Source organism: Tenacibaculum mesophilum (genome assembly GCF_003867075.1).
Classification (GTDB): domain Bacteria; phylum Bacteroidota; class Bacteroidia; order Flavobacteriales; family Flavobacteriaceae; genus Polaribacter; species Polaribacter mesophilus.
This window is the reverse complement of sequence record NZ_CP032544.1, coordinates 610001-626773: the sequence shown is the minus strand read 5'-3', so window position 1 is coordinate 626773 and position 16773 is coordinate 610001. Positions and strand designations below refer to the sequence as shown.

Annotated in this window: 16 protein-coding genes (1 of these 16 running past the window's edge); 13 read left to right on the top strand and 3 right to left on the bottom strand. The window is 33.4% G+C overall.

The window, feature by feature from the left end:
• Positions 1-14: 14 nt before the first annotated feature.
• Positions 15-908, bottom strand: coding sequence for a DUF72 domain-containing protein (locus D6200_RS02910; protein ID WP_073183874.1), 894 nt, complete (start codon positions 906-908; stop codon positions 15-17).
• The gene (locus tag D6200_RS02905; protein ID WP_047788699.1) at positions 905-1864 is read right to left on the bottom strand and encodes a patatin-like phospholipase family protein; all 960 of its coding nucleotides are present in this window, start codon (positions 1862-1864) and stop codon (positions 905-907) included. The genes D6200_RS02910 and D6200_RS02905 overlap by 4 nt, the downstream gene beginning before the upstream one ends.
• 150 nt (positions 1865-2014) lie before the next feature.
• Here D6200_RS02905 and D6200_RS02900 point away from each other — a divergent pair, with 150 nt between their 5' ends.
• The 6 genes from D6200_RS02900 (at position 2015) to D6200_RS02875 (ending at position 10331) form a co-directional block, all read left to right on the top strand.
• Positions 2015-3061 (top strand): WD40/YVTN/BNR-like repeat-containing protein, encoded by a 1047-nt coding sequence (locus D6200_RS02900; RefSeq protein WP_073183872.1) that lies wholly within the window; start codon positions 2015-2017, stop codon positions 3059-3061.
• Between the two features lie 178 nt (positions 3062-3239).
• Entirely contained in the window at positions 3240-6185 is a 2946-nt protein-coding gene (locus D6200_RS02895; RefSeq protein WP_073183870.1) for an amidohydrolase family protein, read from the top strand.
• A gap of 19 nt (positions 6186-6204) precedes the next feature.
• Positions 6205-7503 carry an amidohydrolase family protein gene (locus D6200_RS02890; RefSeq protein ID WP_073183868.1) on the top strand — a complete coding sequence of 433 codons (1299 nt, stop codon included), beginning with the start codon at positions 6205-6207 and terminating at the stop codon, positions 7501-7503.
• A 603-nt stretch (positions 7504-8106) separates the two neighbouring features.
• On the top strand, positions 8107-8904 hold the full coding sequence (locus D6200_RS02885; protein ID WP_073183865.1) for a TrmH family RNA methyltransferase: 798 nt from the start codon (positions 8107-8109) through the stop codon (positions 8902-8904).
• A gap of 178 nt (positions 8905-9082) precedes the next feature.
• Positions 9083-9622, top strand: coding sequence for a hypothetical protein (locus D6200_RS02880; protein WP_047788694.1), 540 nt, complete (start codon positions 9083-9085; stop codon positions 9620-9622).
• A gap of 94 nt (positions 9623-9716) precedes the next feature.
• A complete protein-coding gene (locus tag D6200_RS02875) occupies positions 9717-10331 on the top strand; it encodes a hypothetical protein (protein ID WP_047788693.1) in 615 nt (204 codons plus the stop codon).
• 54 nt (positions 10332-10385) lie between these two features.
• Here D6200_RS02875 and D6200_RS02870 read toward each other — a convergent pair whose 3' ends face one another.
• On the bottom strand, positions 10386-11351 hold the full coding sequence (locus D6200_RS02870; protein ID WP_073184959.1) for an IS110 family RNA-guided transposase: 966 nt from the start codon (positions 11349-11351) through the stop codon (positions 10386-10388).
• A 408-nt stretch (positions 11352-11759) separates the two neighbouring features.
• Between D6200_RS02870 and D6200_RS02865 the strand changes: the two genes are divergently transcribed.
• The 7 genes from D6200_RS02865 to chrA form a co-directional block, all read left to right on the top strand.
• Positions 11760-12089 carry a hypothetical protein gene (locus D6200_RS02865; RefSeq protein WP_073184948.1) on the top strand — a complete coding sequence of 110 codons (330 nt, stop codon included), beginning with the start codon at positions 11760-11762 and terminating at the stop codon, positions 12087-12089.
• Positions 12090-13079: 990 nt separating this feature from the next.
• Positions 13080-13898 carry an AraC family transcriptional regulator gene (locus D6200_RS02860; protein ID WP_073184944.1) on the top strand — a complete coding sequence of 273 codons (819 nt, stop codon included), beginning with the start codon at positions 13080-13082 and terminating at the stop codon, positions 13896-13898.
• Positions 13899-13973: 75 nt separating this feature from the next.
• Positions 13974-14453 (top strand): hypothetical protein, encoded by a 480-nt coding sequence (locus tag D6200_RS02855; RefSeq protein WP_073184942.1) that lies wholly within the window; start codon positions 13974-13976, stop codon positions 14451-14453.
• Positions 14450-15028, top strand: coding sequence for a phosphatase PAP2 family protein (locus tag D6200_RS02850; RefSeq protein WP_073184940.1), 579 nt, complete (start codon positions 14450-14452; stop codon positions 15026-15028). Before D6200_RS02855 ends, D6200_RS02850 begins: the two co-directional genes overlap by 4 nt.
• 1 nt (position 15029) lies before the next feature.
• Positions 15030-15509: a DoxX family protein gene (locus D6200_RS02845; RefSeq protein WP_073184937.1), complete on the top strand. Its 480-nt coding sequence runs from the start codon at positions 15030-15032 to the stop codon at positions 15507-15509.
• Complete coding sequence (locus tag D6200_RS02840) at positions 15494-16042, top strand: phosphatase PAP2 family protein (protein ID WP_073184935.1); 549 nt, start codon at positions 15494-15496, stop codon at positions 16040-16042. The genes D6200_RS02845 and D6200_RS02840 overlap by 16 nt, the downstream gene beginning before the upstream one ends.
• Positions 16021-16773: the 5' portion of a chromate efflux transporter gene (chrA, locus tag D6200_RS02835; protein WP_073184932.1), read on the top strand. Its footprint extends 363 nt past the window's final position; only the first 753 of its 1116 coding nucleotides appear in the window; it begins with the start codon at positions 16021-16023; the stop codon falls past the right edge of the window. Before D6200_RS02840 ends, chrA begins: the two co-directional genes overlap by 22 nt.

Sequence of the window (16773 nt, the reverse complement as noted above, 5' to 3'; positions counted from 1 at the left end):
AAGTTTAAGACAAATTACAACAAACTCATTTGTTGGTTATTCTCTTCATTAGGAATCTTTAAATCAACTCCTAATTCCTTATTTAGCTTTTTTATAAAGTAGGCTGCCAACAATGGTGATTCTACTTCTAAATTTTGATGGATAAAAAAGTGAATATTCTCTAATCCTAAATCATTCCATTCTTTTAAGCGAACTACCCAATCATCCAAACGTGTATAATCTGATGGGTGATTTGCTCCAACATAACGAACAAAAGCCTCGTTATTCGTTAAACGCATATGCATCATATCTCTTCTACCTGCTGTATCTACTAACACATTGGCTATGTTATGTTCTTCAAACAGCTGTGTAAACTCTTCAAACACCCTTGTATCTTCAAACCAATCTGGATGGCGTACCTCTATAGCTAATGGTATACCTTTAGGCCAGCTCACTACAAAGTTTTGTAATCTATCAAAGTTTTTATTTCCAAAATTAGCATGTAACTGTAAAAAGATGGTACCTAACTTCTCTTGCAAATGCGAGGCATTATCTAAATAAACATTCACCGCATCTTGTACACCCTGTAAACGCTTCCAATGGCTTATCTCCTGCCCTAGTTTGGGAAAGAATTTAAAGTTCTCAGGGGTTTTAGCTTTCCACTTTTCAAACTGTTCTGCAGGAAACTGTCGGTAAAAAGTAGCATTGAGCTCTATTGAGTTAAACTGTTTCGAATAATACTCCAATTCATCTTTGGTTCCTCTCGGATAAAATCCTTTTAAATCTGCTTTATTCCATTTTGCACAGCCCACATACACATTAGGCGTACCACCCTTTTCATAAGAGTTTAATAGCTCTATTGTTTTAGGGTGTGTTTCAGGTAATGTAAAATCTATTAACTCTGGTTGTGCTACTTTTCCAAACTTCATACTTCACTATTTTCTATTCCTTCCTCTATTTCCTGATTATCTACCATCTCTGGTCTAAATTCTGTCATTCTATCATCATTCAGCTTTTTCGCATACTTATAACCTGACTTCCACCATTGCTTCATCTTCTCTTTATCAAAAACTAACGAGTTCGTTGTTAATACCGTTGGCGTATAGTATAAATTCAGTTTTACATTATGTTGTTTTGCAGAAAGCTTTCCTATGGTAATATTATGTCGCTCAACATTCTCCAACATAAAATCAAACGTATCCATCATCAGTGAAAAAGGGTTTTTAGCAGGCAATCTATTCATTTGTGTTACTTCCGTTGCTAAAATAATAGCATCCACCTCCGTCGCACCTCTTGCTATAGCTTCTCTTATAGGTATTAAACTTCCAAAACCACCATCAGCATACTGACAATGATCTTTTTCCAGTAAACTCATAAAAGGCACATAATTGCACGAACCCCAAATCCAATCGCAAAAATCTTCATATTCACATTCTAAGATAGATTTGTATTCAATTTGATTCGCTGTTAAATTAGATACTGTGACCACTACCTCTTTATTCAGCCTTCTAATTTCGTCGTACATTTCTTTAGTAACACTTTTACTTATAAGCTTTCGTAAGTTTTTACTCTCACCAAAAGTTTTACGACCATTTAAAAAGTTCCAAATCGTGTTTCTATGTCGTATAGAAACCACCTTTTCTCCATGTACCGATTTTACTCTGAACGGGCTGTTACTAAAAATAGCTTTTTGATCTACCGATGTATATATTTCTTTTAATTCATCAATCATACCCAAAGCCAAATGCGAAACCATTAAACTACCTGTTGATGTTCCTAAAAGCATGTCGTAATCTTTATTTTTATTTTTCATCAGGTATTGTGCAACACCGCCCGCAAAGGCTCCTTTACTTCCTCCTCCTGAAATTACTAGGGCTTTTTTCATTGATTTAAGTTTGGTTTTCCTATTTTTAGTTCTGTAAAAATATCAAAAATATGGAACCAACATAGGTAAAGTAAATTTTCTCTACATATTTACTAATTAATTTAAATTTCTAAGGTTACTTGTTCCATTTAAAACAACTAAAACAAACACATGAAACGATTATTATTCCTTTTCTTACTCTCTTTAACAATACTATCTTGTAAGCAAGAAAAGAAAGCCCCAAGAACTTTTGAAACTATTAAAATTACCGAGTTTAAACAAGATAGTACCAGTATTAGAGCTATACTAGCTATTAGTAACGATGAGTTAATTTTTGCAGGCTCTAAAGGAGATATTACAACAACAAAAAATGGTGGTAGAACATGGCAAACACAAAGTTTAAAGTATAACGATACTATTATACCGCACTTTAGAAGCATTGCTAAAAATGGTGAAAATATATTTGCCTTATCGGTAGCAAACCCAGCCTTACTATATAAAGGATATGAAAACAAATATGAATTGGTATATAAGGAAGAACACGAAAAGGTTTTTTACGACTGTATGCAATTCTTTGCCGATGGAAAACATGGTATTGCCGTTGGTGATCCTACAGAAGATTGTCCGTCTATTATTCTTACCTCAGACGGAGGAAATACGTGGACAAAACTACCTTGCTCACAGCTGCCTACTTTTGAAGAAGGAGAAGCCTTCTTTGCTGCTAGTAACACCAATATTGCTATTGTAAACAATGCTGTTTGGATAGGTTCTGGAGGAACCAAAGCACGTATTTTAAAATCTACCGATTTTGGAAACACTTGGGAGATTTTTGACACCCCAATTGTACAAGGTAACGGACCACAAGGAATTTACTCTATTGATTTTTATGATGAAAACCATGGAATTGCTATTGGAGGAAACTACTCAAAACCGGAAGACAATAACGCTAATAAAGCAATTACTACCGATGGTGGTAAAACATGGACACTCGTAGCTAATAATACCAATCCTAATTACAAAAGCTGCGTACAGTATGTACCTAACACGAATGGAAATGAAGTTTTTGCAGTTGGAAAAACAGGAATATCATTTTCTAACGATGGTGGACATACTTGGAAACAAATAAGCAAGGAAAGCTACTATGCTATTCAGTTTATTGACAGTAATACAGCCTGGTTATCTGGTCATGAAAAGATTGGAAAGCTAGTTCTTAACTAAACTATCTTAGGCTAAGTAAACAAAGAACTATAAGAAAACCCATTTTAAGTCTATTAGGTAAGCCTTGGTGGATTAAATTCTTGGCTATCACCCTGTGATTAATTCTTAATGTTTTGTTAAAAGGAATTGTTTTCCTCTTTAACTATCTATTTTTATAAGCTAATCAACTCAATATTAAATGAAAAAAATACTATTCTTACTCTTATCCCTGTGTATTAGTACCTCTTTTGCACAAGAGTACTTTCCTACCAACACAGGAGTAAAGTCATCCAAAAACAACGTGTATGCATTTACCAATGCTACTATTTATGTTACCCCTACCCAAGTAGTAAAAAAAGGAACACTGCTTATTAAAGACGGTAAAGTTGTTGCTGTAGGTAAATCCGTTAACATACCTAACGAAGCACAAGTAATTAACCTAGACGGAAAGTCTATGTATCCTTCGTTTGTAGATGCCTATTCAACCTTTGGTATCGCAAAACCTAAACGTGAGAGTGGTCGTGGTAAAACACCACAATACGATGCTGGTAGAAAAGGATATTACTGGAACGACCATATTCGTCCTGATGTAGATGCTGCTGCTGAGTTTAACTTTGATACTAAAAAAGCTAAAGAATTATTGTCTTTAGGTTTCGGTGCTGTTAATACACACCTAGAAGACGGTATTATGCAAGGTAACGGAGTTTTAGTTGCTTTAAACCCTAATAGTTCTGATGCTTACAGAATATTAGACAAACAATCAGGAAACTACTTATCGTTTTCTAAAAGTGCTAAATCACGTCAAAGCTACCCTACTTCACGTATGGGAGCCATGGCATTATTACGTCAAACATATTTAGACGCTGACTGGTATGCTAAAGGAAATGCAAAAAATACCGATTTAGCTTTAGAAGCTCTAAACAGTAAAAAAGAGTTATCTCAAATATTTAATGCAGGTGGATATTTAGATAATATGCGTGCTGATAAAATTGGTGACGAATTTGGAATTCAATATACCATTGTAGGTGGAGGTAACGAATATGAAAGAATCAATGATATTAAAGCAACTAATGCTACTTACATTCTTCCTATTAACTTTAGAAATGCTTACGATGTATCAAATCCATTTTTAGCAAATAAAATTGCGTTAAGCGATATGCGCTCTTGGAATCAAGAACCAGCAAATCCTTCAATTTTAGCAAAAAACAATGTTCCTTTTGCATTAACTACCTACAAGTTAAAAAAAGCAAAAGAATTTAGTAGTAACCTACAAAAAGCAATTACTTATGGATTAGATAAAACTACAGCTTTAGAAGCATTAACTACAGTACCTGCCAAAATTTTAAAGAATGATAAAATAGGAAACTTAAAAGCTGGTAGTTATGCTAACTTCTTAATTACTTCTGGTGATATTTTTGACAAACAAACTACTTTATATGAAAACTGGGTACAAGGTGATAAAAACACCATTAACTCAATGGATATTAAAGATATTACAGGTAAGTACACGTTAACAGTTAACGGAAAATCGTACGATATGACCATTACTGGTAAAGGAGCTAAACAAACAGCTGCTTTAAAAAGTGGAGATAAAAAGGTAAACAGCAAATCGTCTTTTAGCAACGACTGGTTACATATAGCTTTTAAAGATGGTGACAACTATACTCGCTTAACAGCATTTGTTAAAAACAAACAACAAATTACAGGTACAGCTACCGACAACGATGGGAATGAAAGTACATGGAATGCTACTTATACTGGAAAAGCTGACGCTAAAAAGAAAGGCGGCAAGAAAAAAGAGACCACTCCTGAAGTAGTAGCTGTTTCATACCCAAATATCGGATTAGGAAACCCTACAGCTCCGCAAAAAGAAACTATTTTAATTAAAAATGCTACGGTTTGGACTTCTGAAAACAACGAAGTACTAAACAATACCGATGTATTAATTAAAGATGGTAAAATAGCCAAAATAGGTACCAACTTATCTTCAAGAGGAGCAAAAGTTATTGACGGAACTGGTAAGTATGTAACCGCAGGTATTATTGATGAGCATTCACATATTGCTACTTCAGCAGTAAACGAATCAGGACATAACTCAACAGCTGAGGTTACTATTGAAGATGTTATCAACCCTAACGATGTAAATATTTACAGAAACATTGCGGGAGGTGTTACTTCTATTCAGGTATTACACGGTTCTGCCAATCCTATCGGTGGACGTTCGGCAATTATCAAACTAAAATGGGGAGAGAATGCTGACGGAATGTTATACAACAACACTCCTAAATTTATCAAATTCGCCTTAGGTGAAAACGTAAAACAATCTAACTGGGGAGATTTAAATACCATTCGTTTCCCTCAAACACGTATGGGAGTTGAACAAGTATATATTGACTACTTCCAAAGAGCGAAAGAATACGATGCTAAAAAGAAAAGCGGACAGCCATATCGTAAGGATATTGAGTTAGAAACCTTAGCAGAAATTATTAATAAAGAACGTTTTATTTCTTGTCACTCTTACGTACAGTCAGAAATCAATATGTTAATGAAAGTTGCAGAACAATTCAACTTTAACATTAATACGTTTACCCACATTTTAGAAGGATACAAACTAGCAGATAAAATGAAAGAACACGGAGTTGGCGGTTCTACTTTTGCTGACTGGTGGGCATATAAATACGAGGTTAACGACGCGATTCCATACAACGCAGCTATTATGCACAACCAAGGAGTTACCGTTGCTATTAATTCTGATGATGCAGAAATGTCTCGTAGATTGAATCAAGAAGCTGCTAAATTGATTAAATATGGAGGTTTAAGCGAACAAGAAGCTTGGGCTACAGTTACTATCAATCCTGCTAAATTATTACACTTAAACGACCGTACAGGTAGTATTAAAGAAGGTAAAGATGCAGATGTTGTAGTATGGAGCGGAAATCCACTTTCAGTATATTCTAAAGCAGAGAAAACAATTATTGACGGAGCTGTTTATTTTGATATTGAAAAAGACTTAGAAAAGCGTAAAGCTATTAAAGCAGAGCGTGCTAAGTTAATTAACATGATGTTACAAGAGAAGATTAAAGGAGGTAAAACACAAGCTCCTAAAAAGAAAACTCAGAAATTATTTCACTGTGATACAGAATAAGAACTTAAAAACACACAACATGAAAATTAAATTAATATATAGTTTATTATGTTTCTTATTCTTAGGAAATATAATAGCGCAACAAACACCAGCACCCAAGCAAACTGAAGCTTATAGTATTGAAGGTGCTACAGCACATTTAGGAAACGGAGAAGTAATTGAAAACTCCTTAATCATGTTTTCTAACGGTAAAATAGCCCATGTAGGAAATGCTAATAGCAGAATTGCTCGTATGGGAACTGTTATTAATGCCAAAGGAAAACACGTGTACCCAGGTTTTATTGCAGCAAACACCTCTTTAGGTTTAGCTGAAATTGATGCTGTACGTGCAACAAGAGACTTTGATGAGGTAGGTTCAATGCTACCACACATTCGTAGTATTATTGCCTATAATGCAGAAAGTAAAGTAGTAGAAACCATGCGTCCTAACGGAGTATTAATGGCACAAATTGCTCCACGTGGTGGTGTTATTTCTGGTACGTCTTCTGTGGTACAATTAGATGCTTGGAACTGGGAAGATGCTACTATTAAAACCGATGATGGTATTCACATGAACTGGCCTCAAGTATTTTCGAGAGGTCGTTGGTGGATGGGTGAAGATCCAGGATTAAAGCCTAACAAAAACTATCAAAAAAGTATTGATAAGCTTAAAGAATTTTTCGCCAATGCAAAAAGCTACCTAGCAGGTAACAAAACACCTAAAAACTTACCATACGAAGCTTTACAAGGAGTTTTAAACGGTAATCAAAGAATGTTTGTACACGTATCAGGAGAAAAAGGAATTACTGATGCTGTAAATGTATGTAAAGAATTAGGAGTTAAAAACATCGTGATTGTTCGCGGACAAGAGGCTGAAAAAGTTGCTGACTTATTAAAAACGAATAATGTACCTGTTATTTTAGAACGTGCTCACCGTTTGCCTAATGGTGAAGATGCAGATTATGACAGACCTTTTAGAGCAGCTAAGATATTAACCGATGCAGGTATTTTAGTAGGTTTAGGTATGGAAGGAGATATGGAACGTATGAGCACACGTAACTTACCTTTTTATGCAGGAACGTATGCTGCTTACGGATTAGGTAAAGAAAATGCCTTGCAATTAATTACTCAAAACAACGCTAAAATTTTAGGTGTTGACAACAATGTAGGAACCTTAGAAGTTGGTAAAGATGCTACCCTATTTATTTCTGAAGGTGATGCTTTAGATATGCGTACTAACATTTTAACAGCTGCTTTTATACAAGGAAGAAAAATTAGCCTAGAATCGCATCAAACAAAATTATGGAAGCGTTATGCTAATAAGTATAAAAACCAATAGAATATCTTTCTAAACTAAGAGATAGCCACGTCATTATCATTCCTCGCTATGACAACAATTTTAACGTCATTCCGAGGAGTTTGTTGAGCCTTTCGACTTCGCTCAAGATAAACTTAAGTCGAAATAATGACGAAGGAATCTCTTCAATTCAATAAACTATTAAACATCATTCCGTAAAAAGAATGATGTTTTTTTATGCACTGATAGTAAACTACCTCAAAGCAAGCTCACGAAACTTTTATAGGAAAAAAAGTTCTTGATTTTCGAAGCAAGTCTCGGGGTATTAAACCCTTTGGCGGTGCCAATAAGCATGCGCTACTGTATGGTAACTTCATATACCACTATATCGTGACACCATATAGTAGTGTCGGGTGACTTCATACACTACTGTATGAAGCTTAATACAAACTAGTATACCCCATATTTTGGTTTTGTTTGAAGGTTCAAACAGTAGCATCTAGTGTTAAACAACAGTGGTGTTTGGTGTTGGGCAACAGTACTGTTGTTTGCCTAACAACAGCTATAGCTAGTAATTATTCTTTTAGCAAGATGGTATTTTATTATAAAACAGAATAGTACTTTTGTATTTAGATATAATAGCAGATGAAACAGATTAGTAGTACACAAAACGCCTATATAAAAGAGCTTTTAAAGCTTCAAGAGAAATCTAGAGAACGCAAGAAGAAAGGATTGTTTTTAGTAGAAGGACAACGTGAAATTTCGTTAGTTGTTAAAGGAGGTTATGAAATAGATACCCTGCTGTTTGTTGCTGATATGTTTACCGAAGAAAGTGTAAACAAAATTCTAAATAAGGCTGCTAATTGTATAGAAATAACAAAAGAGGTATACCAAAAGCTTGCCTATCGTGATACTACCGAGGGTATTATTGCTGTAGTAAAAGCTAAAAACTTCGATTTAGACACTATTGAATTCAACACCACTACCCCACTCGTATTAGTTATGGAAGGTATTGAAAAACCAGGAAATATTGGTGCTATGTTACGTACCGCCGATGCTGCTAATGTGGATGCTGTTTTTATTGCCAACCCTAAAACGGATTTATTCAATCCTAATATCATACGTTCTAGTGTGGGTTGTGTATTTACCAATCAGATAGCTACAGGCACTTCTGAAGACATTATAGCGTACTTACAGGAGCATAACATTAATATTTACAGTGCTACCCTACAAAACTCAAACGAATACCATAAAAATGACTATACTAAGGCTACTGCTTTGGTAGTGGGTACTGAAGCTACAGGATTAACGCAAGTTTGGCGAGACGAAGCTACTCAGAATATCAACATCCCAATGCAAGGGGAAATAGATTCTATGAACGTATCGGTTGCCGCAGCCATCTTAACTTTTGAAGCGAAACGTCAACGTAATTTTATACAGTAAGCTTACTTATCAATATTGAAAACATCATTTTAACCGTACATTTTTGTGCGGTTTTTTATTTTGTTTTATCTTGGCTAACGCTAATAAAAAAAGAATAAAATTGCTATAGACTTCTTTCCTAAACAAGTAAGCTTAGCAATAAAAGTATTTATATAACCGTTAGCTACAATACCATAAAATGAGACCTAAAATAAAAAAAGAAGATTTTTTAAATGCTGATGATAAATGGTTAGTTCAATTAATTGGACAAACCACGGATGTAGAAATAAATCCAAACATAACAAATCAAAAAAAAGACTTATACTATAAAAGAATTCAACTATGTAACTTAATTATTCAGATTGAATTTACTATTGAAAGTTATGGACAAATAAATTTCTTTATAGATTATTCGCATGAAATACCTGATTTAATAGAACTTAAAAAGTTATTATCTGAATTTAACGAACATGACACTGTTAATGCTATTGATAAAACTTTATTATTCTATGACAACAACAAAAAAGAATTTGATTACTTAACTAATGATGTTGAGCCAACTGATTATGATTTAAGACATGAACAACTTGAAAAAAAGTATCATGATTTAGAAGAGACAAAAGATGGTGGATGGTTTCATATCCCTCTTTCTGAACCTATTGAAAACTTGGCTAAATATATTAGATTGAATCCTAATGAATTCTTAGTTGATGAGAATGGGAAAGAGTACAGTAACTAATAATTACTTGTTCTCGCCTACTTCTGGAATTTATTGCTAAATTCAAGCAACTACTCATAGCCGAGACAGTTAGGCAACATTTAAAAAATCACTAATGAAAAGAATATTTATAGTCATAATATTATTAATTCCTGTTTTGACATTCGCACAAAATAAAGTGGAATTGAGAGATCTGACTTTTTTCATCTCAACCGAATTTAAATATTTCACTGAACAAGATAGAAAGCTTGATTATAAGAACTTTCACGAAGTAGGAAAAATTTATACTGATTCAACTGATTTGGAGAAATTCCCTAAAATCCAATATCAGTATTATGAAATACCTGAATTTGGTCTTGAAAGTTCTAAAAAAGTTCTGATAAGCCTAAATCAAGTAATGACAAAAGATATAAATGCCGACACGCTAATTATTAAAGAATCGGAGAACTACTCGTTAGCCAAATATTCGATAATGGGAAAATCATTATTTGAAATGAAGAGTTTGGGTAAAAAAGGTTGGGTAAATATTCAATATTTCGATTTGCCAAATAATGATAGTAAAAGCTTTAAAACAGCAAAAGAAATTATTAGTTCAATTAAACATAAACAAAAATATGAATCGGAAAATGATAGCCATATGAAAGAGTCTGAAGAACTTTCAAAAAGAGCATTGATTTTTTTGTCAATTGGGCTATTATTATTTCTGACTCCTAAACTGATTAAAAAATAAAAAACGTTGCCTAACAAAGAACTGAGGTAAAAAACAAGTACATTTTATACTTTTTTAAACCAACGTACTTTTATAATTTGCGTCATAAGGCAAACCACTCTTTACAATGGCAAAAGCTTGTTTTAGTAGCTTATTACACACCGCTATTAAAGCTAGTTTTTTACTCTTACCTTTAGCAACTATTCGGTCATAAAGTTCTCTACATGCTTTGTTGTATTTACAAGCATTAAAGCTACACATAAATAATAAATTTCTAAGCTTTGGATTCCCCATTTTACTTATTCGAGGGCGTCCTTTTATACTACTGCCTGATTCTCTAATAGTGGGTGTAATACCTGCGTAACTACACAACTCTTTTGCTGAAGTAAAACGCTTAAATCCATCGGTAAAAACTAATAACATTAATGCTGTTTTACCCCCTATTCCTGGAATAGACTTTAATAAAGTTATTTCTTCTTGATAACTCTTTTTTACGTTCTCTAGCAACAAATCTTCTAATTTAACTATCTCTTTTTGTATGTTTTTCAGCTGCCTTTTTAAGGAATTAACTACCAATTTTGAGGGAGTTCCTAATACTGATTCGCCATGAAGCTTGTTCTTTAATTGAGTAGATTGTTTCGTATAAACACTCAACAAACGTACTATTTGTAAACATTCTTGTTGTTCCTTACTATCTCCTTTCCATATAGAAGGAGATTGACTTACGCCATAATTATATAACTGCTTTGCATCACTCTTATCCGTCTTTACTTTTGATAAATTCATCTGAATAAAACGCTTAACCTTCAACGGATTTTCTACCGATAACAAAACTCCTTTTTCTGTTAAAAAATAAGCTAAGCGTACATGATAATATCCTGTAGCTTCCATTATACAATGTGTTAAATCAGTTGTGATTAACAACAGCTCTTTAAAACCTGATGCATCATTTTTAAACTGATACCAATTTCCTTGATAATCATATACATCTAAAACGTCTTTACTTACATCGATTCCTAAAAATTGTTTATTTTTACTCATAAGAAAAAAGGATTGGAAAGAAAATAACTACTATCAATTAAACAACTTGAAATCGAGATCTTGGTCTCACAGAACTGAACGAATTCGAAGTAGTAAAAGCGTAGGGATTATCAATGTTGACGAAATCTAGGTTTCAACGTATATCATAACCTTACTCTACGCTTTTTTCTTTCTGGTTTTTATTACTAAATTTAAACAATTGCTAACTTAAGATGTGTATAAGTAATAGCGGTTTAAGTGCAAAAATTAAAGTAAGTAAATCTAAAAAAGGTCTGTCTTTAACCGAAAATTGACGCGTATTAATCCGTAACTGACGGTTATACTAGACCGCTATATACAAGTTAAAAATCAAACTAATTGAATTAATAATATAGTGTTTACTATATCACTCTATAAAAAAACAAATTAATGGAATCTACTCAAACAATACTTAATAAAACAACCAATTATAGAACTTGGTCTTTTCGGTTTCTAATTTACCTTATTTCATTAAACTTTTTGATTGCTTATATCATTACAACTTCAACAACCCTAAAATTAGAAGATTCCGAAAAAACAACAAATAACTCTGATTTAATTTTGTCCATAATAGTTATTTTAACTAATATTTTTCTAATATCAGGAGTAATGTTAACAGCTTTAAGTATCGTTAAAAAAGAAAAAAAAGATTATAAATATATTATTTCAATTATAGGATATTCGATTTTTTTAATAATAGCTATTTTATCAATTATTTGAATCTAGATTAATAAGATAAAAGTGATATATATAAATGTGTAAAAATAATTACTTGTTCACTCCTACTTCTGAAAATTTTCACGGATTTTCAGTTTGGTGTGTGTACTTACTGAGTTAAAAGTAACACAACACAACTACTTATAGTCAAGCTTGTTGTGTAAAATTAGAGAAAATGAAAAATAGGAAACCAGAGATATTATTTAAACTATTATGGATTGGATTGACTTTATTTACAATCTATATTTTTGGTTGGTTAACCTTTATTTATTTGACTTTCGGAAATATTGAAACCGGTCAATACAGCTCTTGGAATTTACTTATACCGAATATTTTGACAATTGGGCTGCTTATATTCTACGCAAAAGAAATATTAATTGGATATAAACCAACATCAATAGCTCGGAATCTGAAATCATTACTAATATTCTCAACTCTCATAATAATTCTGGCTATAATTCAAATCCCACAATTCGAATTATTATTTGATTTTCCTAAATCAGAGTCTTGGCAAATAATTTTATCATTGATTATAGTTTTGACCTCTTACGTTGGAATTATAACAAATAGAACATTAAAGATTAAAGAACTAAAAAACAACCACATATAACAAAACACACACAATCACTGAGAGGTTCATCATTACTTATCTTTCAAAGTCAAAAACATCATTTCAACCGTACATTTTTGTATGGTTTTTTATTTTGTTTTATCTTGGCTAACGCTTAATAAAGAGAATAAAAATTGCTACAGACTTCCTTTTTTCATTTACTAAACAAGAAAGCTTAGCAACAAAAATAAAGAACAGTAAAGTACTCTTATATCTCCTTTTTAGTTGTATAACGATGTATTTTATATCTATATAAACAAGTTGTAGGTAATGTAAAAAATCAGCCGCACATTAGGCACATTTAGTTTTTGCCAACACAAAGCCAACGCTGAAAAAACCAAAAGAGCCTAATTTTTGCCACCGAACGGACAGCAATACAATAAATGAAAGCAGAACTCGAAATAAAAGACAAAACCAGACAAACCGAAGGATTAAAAATTGCTCCGTTCAGACGGCACATTAGAAAAACATCTCCACACAAACACAACAGTTATTTTGAAATTATCTATCTGACTAAAGGAAAAGGTTCCCACACTATTGACACCAAAGAATATGAAATAAAACCACCTGTTATTTTCACAATCCGTAAAGAGCAGGTACATTTTTGGGACATCAAAACAGAACCCAAAGGCTTTGTACTCATCATCAAAAAATCCTTTATCGACAACTGTTTGGACAAAGATATCAAACGCCTGATTTCAGAATTGAGTGCACAAACTTGTCTTTTTCCCAAAGACAATATTGCAATTGACATTTTCAACATTTTACTAAACGAACATCAAGAAAATAAAAAGCTAAATCAACCAATAATAGACGGACTGTTAAAAGCACTTTTGGCAAAATTTCTTGAATCGGCAACACCAAAAACTTTTAAAAACGGTAACGGTACAATCTTTCAAAAATTCACTGCCCTTTTGAGCAAAGACGATGGACTCAAAAATAAGGTAAACCATTATGCCAAATTGTTAAACACCACTGCGCAAAACCTAAATGCAACTTGCAGAAAAGAAACAGGACAATCTTCTGCTGAGATACTTTCAGAACACATTATCAATGAAGCAAAAAGGCTTTTGCTTTACACAGACATTACCGTAAGCGAGATTGCCCACAGACTTGATTTCAAGGACAATTCCCATTTTTCAAAATACTTCAAACGACACGTTGACCAAACTCCAGTGGGCTTTAGAAACAACAACAGATAAATACCATTCTTTTTTCAAATAGACCACATTATTGGTTATGTGTTGTATAATTTTACAGCATTAAAATCACAAAATATGAAATGGTCAATATCAATTATCGCTTTGCTTTTGCTTAGTTCTTGTGGAAACAATCAAGAGCAAAATGCCCAAGGCAAATGGATAAAAGGAACGGGACAGAAAAAATTAGAAACCATTGAAAACCAATTCAGGGGTTTTGATATGTCAATGGTGGAAACAGGCTACCGCTATCAGGAACTCTATTGGGCAGGACAAGATGAGAATTGGGAATATGCCAACTATCAAATAGAAAAAATCCGTAAAGCGATTGAGCGTGGTTTGGAAAGAAGACCCAAACGTGCAAAATCCGCAGAGCATTTCTTAACCGTAACACTTACAGAAATGCAAAAAGCACTTGAAAAAAGAGATACGGTGGTATTCAACAATAACTTCCAAATGCTGACTAACAGTTGTATCAGTTGCCACGCAATGGAAAAAGCACCTCATTTTACAGTAAAGAAACCTCTTTACAGACAATCACCTATTAGGAAGCAATGATAGAACTTATCAAACAGTTCGATATTGATATTCTGTTATGGTTAAATGGTAATCACAATAAATTTTGGGATGATATAATGTGGTTTGCTACCAGTAAATTTACTTGGTTACCGTTTTATTTTCTACTGACATTACTGCTTATATGGAAGTATAAAAAGAACTCTACCCTAATGATTTTGTTAATTGTCTTGCTCATAACTATTAGCGACCAGTTAGCTTCAGGACTTTTTAAACCACTTTTCGAAAGATTGAGACCAAGTCATAATCCTGATTTAGCAGGACAACTTCATTTTGTAAATGACTATAAAGGAGGAAAGTTTGGCTTTATTTCATCTCACGCAGCTAATGTATTTTCATTAGCGTTCTACTTGACTTTAGTAGCCCAGAACAAGCTAAAATGGCTACCATTTATACTTATTCCTTGGGCAATTTTTGTAAGTGTCAGTAGAGTTTACCTTGGTGTTCATTATCCAATGGATATAATAGTACCAGCTATTTTAAGCCTACCTATCGCTTGGACAGTAGCTCGAATTTACAAAGCATATAATCCTATTTTGATTGAAAAAATAACTTGAAATGTTTCAAAAAATAATTAGTTCAGACCATTCTAAAACCACCATCATCATACGCTTAATGGTCGGTTCAGTTTTCCTTTCAGAAGGCATTCAAAAATTTATGTATCCCGCTACTCGTGGTGCAGGAAGGTTTGTTAAAATGGGTTTTCCAAACCCGGAGTTTTTCGGAAATTTTGTTGGTGTATTTGAAATAGCTTGTGGCATTCTTTTACTGATGGGGCTATTGACACGGGGAGCTTCTTTAGCAATGCTTATCAATATGACGGTTGCCATTGTCGTAACTAAAATTCCCATTGCCTTTGGAGAGAGTTTTGGGCCATTCAACCTTCGGGAACTAAACAGTTATGGATTTTGGAGTATGACTCACGAAATGCGTACCGATTTTGCTATGTGGTTTGGAAGTTTGTTTTTGCTTATCAAAGGGGCAGGAAAATGGTCGTTTGATAATTATTTTCAAAGTAAGAAATGGGCAAACAGATAGAAGTGGATATTTTTTTACTGCGCTTGATTCATAATAATCGAATTGAACTATTCGACTCAACATTACTTTGGATTTCAAAAACGGCCTATCTCATAGCAATCGGTATTATTTTTTGTTTAGGATGGTTTGTCTTTTTCAAGAAATCGGAAAATGCAAAAGACATTTTTTTGAAATTACTCCTTATGCTTTCAACTGCAACGCTAATTGTTATTTCATTAAAATATGCTATACACAGAACAAGACCTTTTGATTTGTATGGTGACATAGTAAATTTATCAATAGCAAATAGTCCATCTTTCCCCTCAGGACATACTGTTATAGCATTTATATTATCTTTCGGCTTGCTATTTTCAAACCTAAAAAGACTTTACTATTTACCTGTTTTAGTTTGGGCGTTATTAGTAGCTTATTCCAGATTGGCTTTAGGAGTTCATTTCCCAACAGATGTTATAATATCAATAATTATAGCATTTGTTGTTACTATAATATTTAAAAATTTTACTATAACAAAATGGAAACAAAAGGTACTTTAATAGAAGTCGCAAAACTCTTTTTCAAATTAGGTAGCATTGCTTTTGGCGGTCCTGCGGCTCATATCGCAATGATGGAAGATGAAGTCGTGAAAAAAAGAAAATGGATGAGCCAACAGCATTTTCTTGATTTGGTGGGTGCGATCAATATTATTCCCGGCCCCAACTCAACCGAAATGACAATGCACTGCGGACACGAAAGAGCAGGTTGGAAAGGATTGATAGTTGCAGGTGTTTGTTTTGTTTTTCCTGCGGTTGTCATCACAATGTTTTTTGCTTGGCTTTATCAACAATACGGACAATTCCCAAAAGTTGAACCTTTCATTCATGGAATAAAGCCAGCAGTAATTGCCATTATTCTCGGGGCAGTTTACCGCCTTGGAAAAAAAGCACTCAAAAATGTGGAACTCGGAATTTTAGGAACATTGACGTTGATTGCCTGTTTGCTTGGAGTACACGAAATTTTGGCGTTGTTTGCTTGCGGATTTCTCGGTTTAGTTTGGCATTTCATCTGCAACTCTAAAAACAATCTGAACAGTTTCACTCCACTTGTTTTATTACAGGTAACAGCATCAACGAGTACCTTAAAAATTCTTTGGACTTTTTTTAAAGTCGGTGCACTACTCTATGGAAGCGGATATGTTCTATTTGCTTATTTAGATGCAGAATTGGTCAGTACAGGATTGCTGACACGACAAAAATTAATTGATGCCGTTGCAGTTGGACAATTTACG

What these genes read in the sequence shown, in the direction of transcription:
- D6200_RS02910 (WP_073183874.1), bottom strand. Translation starts at nt 908, where the DNA reads ATGAAGTTTGGAAAAGTAGCACAACCAGAGTTAATAGATTTTACATTA.
- D6200_RS02905 (WP_047788699.1), bottom strand. Translation starts at nt 1,864, where the DNA reads ATGAAAAAAGCCCTAGTAATTTCAGGAGGAGGAAGTAAAGGAGCCTTT.
- D6200_RS02900 (WP_073183872.1), top strand. Translation starts at nt 2,015, where the DNA reads ATGAAACGATTATTATTCCTTTTCTTACTCTCTTTAACAATACTATCT.
- D6200_RS02895 (WP_073183870.1), top strand. Translation starts at nt 3,240, where the DNA reads ATGAAAAAAATACTATTCTTACTCTTATCCCTGTGTATTAGTACCTCT.
- D6200_RS02890 (WP_073183868.1), top strand. Translation starts at nt 6,205, where the DNA reads ATGAAAATTAAATTAATATATAGTTTATTATGTTTCTTATTCTTAGGA.
- D6200_RS02885 (WP_073183865.1), top strand. Translation starts at nt 8,107, where the DNA reads ATGAAACAGATTAGTAGTACACAAAACGCCTATATAAAAGAGCTTTTA.
- D6200_RS02880 (WP_047788694.1), top strand. Translation starts at nt 9,083, where the DNA reads ATGAGACCTAAAATAAAAAAAGAAGATTTTTTAAATGCTGATGATAAA.
- D6200_RS02875 (WP_047788693.1), top strand. Translation starts at nt 9,717, where the DNA reads ATGAAAAGAATATTTATAGTCATAATATTATTAATTCCTGTTTTGACA.
- D6200_RS02870 (WP_073184959.1), bottom strand. Translation starts at nt 11,351, where the DNA reads ATGAGTAAAAATAAACAATTTTTAGGAATCGATGTAAGTAAAGACGTT.
- D6200_RS02865 (WP_073184948.1), top strand. Translation starts at nt 11,760, where the DNA reads ATGGAATCTACTCAAACAATACTTAATAAAACAACCAATTATAGAACT.
- D6200_RS02860 (WP_073184944.1), top strand. Translation starts at nt 13,080, where the DNA reads ATGAAAGCAGAACTCGAAATAAAAGACAAAACCAGACAAACCGAAGGA.
- D6200_RS02855 (WP_073184942.1), top strand. Translation starts at nt 13,974, where the DNA reads ATGAAATGGTCAATATCAATTATCGCTTTGCTTTTGCTTAGTTCTTGT.
- D6200_RS02850 (WP_073184940.1), top strand. Translation starts at nt 14,450, where the DNA reads ATGATAGAACTTATCAAACAGTTCGATATTGATATTCTGTTATGGTTA.
- D6200_RS02845 (WP_073184937.1), top strand. Translation starts at nt 15,030, where the DNA reads ATGTTTCAAAAAATAATTAGTTCAGACCATTCTAAAACCACCATCATC.
- D6200_RS02840 (WP_073184935.1), top strand. Translation starts at nt 15,494, where the DNA reads ATGGGCAAACAGATAGAAGTGGATATTTTTTTACTGCGCTTGATTCAT.